The 8685-nt window shown below is 46.6% G+C and carries 8 protein-coding genes and 1 tRNA gene; 5 read left to right on the top strand and 4 right to left on the bottom strand.

The window, feature by feature from the left end; genetic code table 11:
* The coding region (locus ACO0LC_RS04540) for an IS3 family transposase (protein WP_423001021.1) at nt 1-278 on the top strand (278 nt) is incomplete at its 5' end.
* An 849-nt stretch (nt 279-1127) separates the two neighbouring features.
* On the top strand, nt 1128-2789 hold the full coding sequence (locus ACO0LC_RS04535; protein WP_423001019.1) for a methyl-accepting chemotaxis protein: 1662 nt from the start codon (nt 1128-1130) through the stop codon (nt 2787-2789).
* A gap of 74 nt (nt 2790-2863) precedes the next feature.
* Here the strand turns inward: ACO0LC_RS04535 and ACO0LC_RS04530 are convergent, their stop codons facing one another.
* From ACO0LC_RS04530 to ACO0LC_RS04520, 3 genes are all read right to left on the bottom strand, one after another.
* The gene (locus ACO0LC_RS04530; protein WP_423001017.1) at nt 2864-4108 is read right to left on the bottom strand and encodes an acyltransferase family protein; all 1245 of its coding nucleotides are present in this window, start codon (nt 4106-4108) and stop codon (nt 2864-2866) included.
* Nucleotides 4109-4268: 160 nt separating this feature from the next.
* Nucleotides 4269-4724 (bottom strand): aminoglycoside 6'-N-acetyltransferase, encoded by a 456-nt coding sequence (aac(6'), locus tag ACO0LC_RS04525; protein WP_423001015.1) that lies wholly within the window; start codon nt 4722-4724, stop codon nt 4269-4271.
* A gap of 246 nt (nt 4725-4970) precedes the next feature.
* Nucleotides 4971-5047, bottom strand: a tRNA-Met gene (locus tag ACO0LC_RS04520).
* A 127-nt stretch (nt 5048-5174) separates the two neighbouring features.
* On the opposite strand from ACO0LC_RS04520, the gene ACO0LC_RS04515 reads away from it, so the two are divergent.
* The gene (locus tag ACO0LC_RS04515) at nt 5175-5744 is read left to right on the top strand and encodes an NUDIX hydrolase (RefSeq protein ID WP_423001013.1); all 570 of its coding nucleotides are present in this window, start codon (nt 5175-5177) and stop codon (nt 5742-5744) included.
* Nucleotides 5745-5797: 53 nt separating this feature from the next.
* On the opposite strand, the gene ACO0LC_RS04510 is transcribed toward ACO0LC_RS04515, so the two are convergent.
* Entirely contained in the window at nt 5798-7000 is a 1203-nt protein-coding gene (locus ACO0LC_RS04510) for an ammonium transporter (protein ID WP_423001011.1), read from the bottom strand.
* A 187-nt stretch (nt 7001-7187) separates the two neighbouring features.
* Here ACO0LC_RS04510 and aat point away from each other — a divergent pair, with 187 nt between their 5' ends.
* Both aat and ACO0LC_RS04500 read left to right on the top strand, forming a co-directional pair.
* Nucleotides 7188-7904 carry a leucyl/phenylalanyl-tRNA--protein transferase gene (aat, locus tag ACO0LC_RS04505; RefSeq protein WP_423001009.1) on the top strand — a complete coding sequence of 239 codons (717 nt, stop codon included), beginning with the start codon at nt 7188-7190 and terminating at the stop codon, nt 7902-7904.
* Complete coding sequence (locus tag ACO0LC_RS04500) at nt 7901-8632, top strand: arginyltransferase (protein WP_423001007.1); 732 nt, start codon at nt 7901-7903, stop codon at nt 8630-8632. Before aat ends, ACO0LC_RS04500 begins: the two co-directional genes overlap by 4 nt.
* The last annotated feature ends 53 nt before the right edge of the window (nt 8633-8685 follow it).

Below are 8685 nucleotides of genomic sequence, written 5' to 3'. Positions count from 1 at the left end.
CCCTGAGTTACAGGGAGTTGCTGGAGCAATTTGGCATGAGGGCATCCATGTCACGCAAGGGAAACTGCTATGACAATGCGCCCATGGAGAGTTTCTGGGGAAGCCTGAAAAATGAACTGATACATCATCAGCGCTATGCAACACGTGCTGATGCACAGGCGGCTATCCAGGAATACATTGAAAGCTTTTATAACCGCCAGCGACGTCACTCGCGTCTTGGCAATATATCGCCAGCCTTATTTGCTGAAAATTTTAATCGGCACTCACAGGCAGCTTAGAACATGAGTGTCCGCTATTGACAGTACACCTCACTTTCTCCCTAGATTTGAGTACCTCTATTACATTGAAACTTAATTGTTTGACTCAAAAATGTCTGATCAGGCGACTAGGTGTCCACTTTGAAATGCGACAGGGTGTCCAGTTTGGGATGCGAATGGGTGACTGATTCACTTGGCAATTTGCCGTCTGATTGAATAAGAATATTCAACAATTAGGGATTTGCAGGATGCTCAAGAGATAGCAATGCTATCCAGGCGTTCGCGAACTGGTCAGCGTTTAACAGAATAGCTGGTCAGACTTCAATGGATTTATTGGTCACACTAGTCCGGTACATGCATGCTATGCCCGCGACTCTGATACGACACAGTATTTCATCAAAGCATGCTGACTGACATGAAAAACAGAAATGATAAATGGATAAATCTTCATCCGTATCGATGGAATCCAGGGTCAATCCCACATTGACAAATACCGGCGCAAGCGGTCTAGGAGCAGTTGGTGACCCGCACTCTATAGATATAACACTTCCTCTTGCCCGACTAGCTCAACTCAACATTCAGATTTTCAAATCACAACCATCTGATCCAGACTGCCAATATAGCAACCCGTCAGTCAGCGATACACATTCACAAAAAATTATCTTTTTTGCATAAAACATACAGTTAATTATTTCGCATGGACTTTATTTGTCAGCGATGTGTAAAATGCAATTTAAATTGTAAAAAGATAATTTCCTTATTTCTCCACCGCAACACCACAAAAGCATAAACGCAGCACCCAAACCCGCCCTGCATCAGGCACCGCTGCCAATCCGGACTAGGCAAGCAGCTCTTCAGAGGATATCTAAAATGAATATCGTCAATCTAAAAATTGGGCAGCGTCTGTATTTAGGTTTTTCTGTGATCATCTGCCTGCTTTTAGTCGTCGCCGCCGTAGGCATATCTCGCCTCAGCTTACTCAATAGTGAGATTGACCTCACAGTAAACGACCGCTACAAAAAGATTTACCTTCTGAATAAAACCATCAACAATGTGAACTTACAGGCTCGCAATTTGCGGAATATTTTGTTAATGGGTGATTTTGCCGACATTAAAAAAGAGATCGACAGCATACAAAAATCATCAGCGGAAATCAGCATTGAAATTGACAGGCTATCCACTTCCATTCACCACCCAAAAGCCAAAGAGCTTTTTAAATTAATGCTGGAACAACGTGCACTATACACACCATCCAGAGATGAAATGGTGCGGTTAGTGACATCAGGCAGCAAGGAAGCTGCTCACAACTTGCTTTTCAAAGAAGTCAGACCCCGGCAACTCACCTATCAGGAAGCAATGGAGGTACTCATCAAGTTTCAGGAAGAGTTGATGACGGAGTCAGCCAAGGAAACAAAAACAACGGCAGAATCAGCAAATCAATTAATGATAGTCGTAGGTATATTTGCGACCATAACCAGCGCATTTATTGCCTGGTCCATCACCAGGCGCATCATTAAACCCATTAACACAGCAGTAAAAATCGCAAAAAACGTGGCAAGTGGCGACCTGAGCAGCACCATTGATATTACCGGCAGGGATGAAATGGGGTCACTCTTCCGTGCATTGTCCCATATGAATAAGAATTTGATAGACATCGTTACCCAGGTACGCAATGGCACAGATGCAATTGCCACCGCCTCAGTACAAATCGCCTCGGGCAACCAGGACTTATCCGCCCGAACCGAACAACAGGCTAGCGCACTGGAAGAAACGGCATCTTCCATGGAAGAACTTACCAGTACGGTCAAACAAAACTCCGACAATGCCCGTGAAGCAAATCAGTTGGCACAAAACGCTTCAGATACTGCCCTTAAGGGCGGCAATGTAGTCTCCCGCGTGGTCAGCACCATGTCATCCATTGCCGAATCATCCAGGAAAATAGTCGACATTATCAGCGTCATCGACAGTATTGCTTTTCAAACCAATATCCTGGCATTAAATGCTGCCGTAGAAGCGGCGCGCGCAGGGGAACAAGGACGCGGCTTTGCTGTCGTTGCCACGGAGGTTCGTAATCTGGCTCAGCGCTCTGCAACTGCCGCAAAAGAAATCAAATTGCTAATTGACACTTCAGTCGCAAAAGTTGACATCGGCAACCAACTGGTAGACGAAGCTGGCGTGACCATGGATGAAGTCGTAGCCAGCGTTAAGCGTGTGACAGATATCATGTCACAAATAAGTTCTGCCAGCGTGGAACAAACAGCAGGCATAGAACAAATCAATCAGGCAATTATTGAAATGGATAATGCCACCCAACAAAATTCTGCCCTGGTGGAACAAGTTGCTGCTGCAGCAGAATCCATGCAAGATCAGGCAAAAAAACAAGCAGATGTCGTCAGTATCTTTAAAACTGGCACATCTGCCTTGCAAGCAACTGGCAAGCTAATCAACATCACAGCACATACAAGGACCGCAAAAAAAGCACTCAGCCCACAACCATTGACATTGCCAGTTGCTGCAGCCAGAGACAATTAAAGGATATGTGCGCTCCAGCCAAATCACCACTATGAACAATATATATACAAATCCAGGATACAGTACGTGCGCCATCATTGACTACGCGTTTGAAGCAAGCCTCTCACCGGCAATTTGGACACCCTGACTAATAGGTCCAGCCATAAGCGAGTTTCAAAAATTCTGGCAAATCCCCACGCAAAAGCCAGAGTAGCAAGCGTACCGCAAACACTGAGCAAGATGAAATGCAGATGCTGCAAATTCAACGACAAATGCATCTCCTCAATATAGTGATGGATGATCGCGAAAATAGGGATATGCACAAGATAGAGTGAATAGGAGAACTTGCCTATTTCTGTAAATACTCTCAACTCAAGAAATTTTCTTATCCAATTGCGCGATGTACCTCTCGCCAGCCATGCCAGGAAAACTGCAACAACTACGGCAAAGACGGTATCGATTATTCTCGCCCTATCAAAAAAAGCCCCTGCACTACGCGCGTCATAAATAGAAAATTTTTGTATCAAATACAAAAAGTAAACGATAAATACCGCGCCGACCAATGAAAAAATCAGACCTCTTTTTCTTACTCTTTCTTGAGTTGTTTGCCCAAATACCAGCCACGCGGAAAACATTCCTATTCCAAATAGAAAACAGAAATAAGGTGGATGTAAAATACTGATCTGATTTTCAAAAAGAAAAGCAGGAGGATGATCAGCCACCCAGACCAAACCCCATGCCGCTGCAGTTGCCACAAACAAAAGCGCAAGACCGCCAAAGCGACGCAAAATCAATATCAAGGCGGGGAAAAACATATACAGGTGCCATTCAGTCGCAATACTCCAGAATGGCCCGTTAATGGTATTGGATTGCGGAAAAAAATCCTGCATCAAACTAAAATTGACTGCCAAAACTTGCCATGGAATACTGGATGTCAGACCTGATGAATTACGCGCCCAGGTAGCGATAGGGAAAAAGTAATTAATAATCAAAATCAATATCAGGGTAGCAAAATAAGGTGGCAGAATCCTCATTGCCCTTGATTGCAAGAATTCTCTATAAGTTTGCCGCAAGACCAGCTTATTTCGCACCACAGGCAAGGCCAGGCAAAATCCTGACAGCACCAGAAATACCACGACAGCCAAGTGCAAATACAGAAAAACATTCCAGGGCTTCATGAGTAAATTAGTATGACTCAACCAGCCATAGGCAAACAAGTGCGCATGCCCCAGCATCACCCACAATGCCGCCAGCGCACGCATACCATCAAGAAATGGTAAATGAATTCTAAGATCTGAAGTTGTCTGACTTGCAGTATCCGTTTTTATTGTTGATGTCATAGTAGATAAGTATTGTTCACAGCCCGCAACTCTGTTTCGCCATGACAACCTGGAGAATATGGCGATCGACAAAAAAACGCGATGTCTCACCTTTTTAGGCATGGAGACTATTTTTCATTCGCTCCACCAGCCACTCAGAATAGGCAATGATTTCTTCGCGTCACGACTTCACGTCGAGCAAGCTTTTTTTAAAATAAACCACTTCTTCAGTCTCCACAAAGCCGAGTGCAGCATGCATGTCATGACTAACGGTGTTTTCCAGTAGCGCATCCGAAGCAAATTCACTAGCCCTCATACGCTTGGCCCATAGTTCAGCCTCAGCAAGCAATATTCTGGCGACTCCTCTTTTTCTTGCCTGGGGCAGGACAAACAAACCTTCAAGAAAAGCTACTGGGGATGACTCCGTCCCATTCACATAATCACTTCTGAGAGATACTTCAATCATGCCCAAAGCCAGACCGGATTCGTCGTATTCGATAAACTGTGCAAATCTATCTGGCAACTGCAAAAGCTCGGACATCTCCAACAAATGCCCTTCCATGGTATTTTCCGGCCATAATTGCTGGCGCAACTCCAACCAGGCAACTTGGTCCATATAACTACAAGGAACTGCCATGTTGACTCAAGCACTCATCAAACAATACTGACTAAAAAAAATCAGGGCTTGCAAAAGAAGTCCTGACAACCATTATTCACACTTATTGACGAACAAGAAATTGCTTTTATTACACCAAAAACGCTACACCTCAATGCAAGAACCCATCTCACTCAACACCATGGAACATGAGCCCCATGCTTGTTTGTGTCTAACAAGAGCATAGCAAAAAGCCCTTGATCATTTCTAATCAAGGGCTTGAATACTTGGTTGCGGGGGCAGGATTTGAACCTACGACCTTCGGGTTATGAGCCCGACGAGCTGCCAGACTGCTCCACCCCGCGTCTGAAGAATGAAACTATACATGGTTTTGCTGCTCTGCGCAATCCTTTTCTAGGAACAGGACTTTTGCCGTACTTGTGCGGACAGATGTTACACTCTGCAGATTCGCCAATTTTGACTCTTTTGCTCATGAAATTCTGTTCCGAATGCGCGTCCCCGGTGACCTTGCAAATCCCTGTCGATGATACCCGTGAACGCTTTGTTTGCACGGCTTGTGGCACGATCCACTACCAAAACCCCAAGATGGTGGTAGGTTCCATCCCGGTATGGGAAGAAGATGGCGCCACTAAGGTTTTGCTGTGTAAGCGCGCGATAGAGCCACGCCTGGGTTTCTGGACCTTGCCTGCTGGCTTCATGGAAAACAAAGAGACCACGGCACAAGCCGCGCAGCGCGAGACTGAAGAAGAGGCTGGCGCCAATATCCAATTGCATGAACTATTCTCTATATTGAATGTGCCACATGTGCATCAGGTACATCTATTTTATCGCGCCACCTTGCTGGATTTAAATTACGCCGCAGGTGTCGAAAGCCTGGAAGTAGGCATATTCTCAGAAGAGCAGATTCCCTGGGATGATATCGCCTTCCCCACCATAAGCCATACGTTGAAATTTTTCTTTGCAGACCTGGCGAAAGTCAAAGACGGCGGACGCTTCCAAATGCATGAGCATGATATTTTCAAACCCATGCGTGATGGTTGAAGCTGGGCCGACATCAAAAATGGGCAAATTTTTATTTGCCCATTTTTTCGATATCACCAACTGGTTTCACGTTCTGCAGTCGATGAGATTTTATGTATAGCCAAATCTGCACCTTCAAATTCCTCTTCAGGATCAAGGCGTATGCCTATGAATTTTTTCAGACTGGCGTAGATGACATAGCCGCCGCCGAAGGCAATAGCAACCCCTATAGCAGTACCCAGTAATTGCGACATAAAACTGACGCCGCCAAGGCCACCTAGAGACTTCAAACCAAAGATGCCAGCGGCAATACCACCCCAGGCACCACACAGGCCATGCAGGGGCCAGACACCCAGCACGTCATCAACCTTCCATTTATTCTGGGTCCAGGTAAACATCCGGACAAAGATGGCGCCAGCTATTCCACCTGTAAGCAAAGCGCTCAAGGGATGCATGAGATCAGAACCGGCACAAACTGCGACCAGACCCGCCAGTGGCCCGTTATAAACAAATCCGGGATCATTCTTGCCAAGTGTGAATGCGACCAAAGTACCACCTACCATGGCCATCAGTGAATTCATGGCTACCAGGCCATTCATTTTATCCATGGTTTGCGCGCTCATGACATTAAAGCCAAACCAACCCACTGTCAGTATCCATGCACCCAGCGCCAGGAAAGGAATACTGGACGGTGGGTGGGCCGCAATCGCGCCATTCTTCATATAGCGGCCACGGCGAGCTCCCAGCAGCAATACCGCGGGCAAGGCTACCCAGCCGCCAAAAGCATGCACGACGACGGAACCGGCAAAATCATGGAACTCTTCAGAAAACATTGCCTTCAGCCAGGCCTGTATGCCAAAACGCTGGTTCCAGGCTATACCTTCAAAAAAAGGATACAAAACACCGACCAGCAAGGCAGTAGCAATCAGTTGCGGATGAAATTTTGCCCTCTCGGCAATCCCGCCAGAGATAATGGCGGGAATGGCTGCAGCAAAGGTAAGCAAGAAAAAGAATTTAACCATTTCAAAGCCATTTTTAGCAACCAGCACTTCAGCACTGGAATAAAATTGCACGCCATAAGCAATGGTGTAACCAACAAAGAAGTAGGCGATGGTCGATACTGCAAAGTCGACAAGTATCTTAACCAAGGCATTGACCTGATTTTTCTTGCGCACAGTGCCTAATTCTAAAAATGCAAAGCCCGCATGCATTGCTAGTATCATGATTGCGCCAAGCAAGATAAACAAAGCGTCTGCGCTGCTATTTTGTACATTCATGCAAAATATCTCCCAATATAGGTGCGAATTTGAATTAAAGATGCACTGATAAAGCAAAATACATTCCAATTTGGTGCAATTGATAAGTGATTGATTTAATGCGATTTTTTGAAACTGGTTATTTGATAAATAAGTTTGACGCACTGAAATATGGCGTTTTTTTGGTGCAGCCTCGATTGGAGGCTGCGTGATACCCTGGCTGGAAACGAATAGCCCCTTTCCTCATCCCAGCACCGCTTTGACTGAAAAAGATGGTGCTGCAGGCTTGCTGGCAGCTGGTGCTGATTTGTCGGCAGAACGTCTGCTATATGCCTATAAAAATGGAATCTTCCCCTGGTTTTCTGATGGGCAACCCATTTTGTGGTGGTCTACCGATCCGCGCATGGTCTTGCAAGTGCAAGATTTCAAATTATCCCCTAGCCTGAAGAAGCGCCTGCGGCAAGTCAGTAAAGATCCGCGTTGGGAAGTACGTTTTGATAGCGCCTTTGAAGATGTCATGCTGGCCTGTGCAGCACCACGCAAAGAAGGAAGTGGTACCTGGATTTCTGAAGAGATCGTCACTGGTTATGGTGAATTGCACAAGCTGGGATATGCCCACTCCGTCGAGGTGTGGCTGGATGGCGAACTGGTAGGCGGTGCCTATGGCGTCTGCATAGGCCGCATGTTTTATGGCGAGTCGATGTTTGCCAGGGTCACGGATGCATCCAAAATAGCCTTGGCGCATCTGGTATTTTTCTTGCGTGAACATGGCGTGAAAATGTTAGACTGCCAGCAAGAGACGGCACATTTGGCATCTCTGGGCGCAAAAGCGATCAGCAGGACCGAGTTTTTGCGCTGGGTAGAACATGCCTGTGCCCTGCCAGCGATTAGCAATTGGACCATAGTCAACAAGATCAGCCCGTGACTCAGCTTAACGAACTCCCCTTCGCCAGCATACAGTTTTATGCGACCGCGCCCTACCCTTGCAGTTATCTGGAAGGTTTGCAGGCACGTTCGCAAGTGGCCACACCTGCGCATCTGATTAATGCTGATGCCTATTCAGAACTGGTGAAAAGTGGTTTTCGGCGTAGCGGCATTTTTATTTACCGACCGCATTGCGATAACTGCCAGGCTTGCACGCCGGTGCGCGTACGTGTCAATGAATTTGAAACCAACCGCAGCCAGCGCCGTGCCTGGAAAAAACATGGCAATCTGCAGGCTCGTGTCAGCAGTCTCAGTTATGTACACGAACACTATGAGTTGTATCAGCGCTACCAAGGTGAACGCCATTCTGGCGGCGGTATGGACAATGACAGTCGCGACCAATATGCGCAGTTCTTACTGCAAAGCCGGGTAAATACCCGCCTGGTGGAATTCAGGGACGAGAAAGATGTCTTGCGCATGGTCAGTATCATCGATGTACTGACTGATGGCCTGTCATCGGTGTATACCTTTTACGACCCGGATGATGCAACAGCGTCGTATGGCACTTACAATGTCTTGTGGCAGATAGAGCAAACGCGCCTTTTGAAACTGCCCTTTGTTTATCTGGGTTACTGGATCGCTGCCAGCCCCAAGATGGCTTACAAGACCAATTTCCGCCCTCTGGATGCCTTGATGCAGGGGCGCTGGCAGACTCTGCGGGAACTGTGAAGCTCTCCGTCCATCTGCCTCTCAAATTTTATTTCAACCTTCTTCCTCACCTA

Source organism: Undibacterium sp. JH2W (assembly GCF_049340425.1).
Classification (GTDB): domain Bacteria; phylum Pseudomonadota; class Gammaproteobacteria; order Burkholderiales; family Burkholderiaceae_D; genus Undibacterium.
Note: the sequence above shows the minus strand (reverse complement) of the source record. Positions and strands in the feature narration are given on the sequence as shown.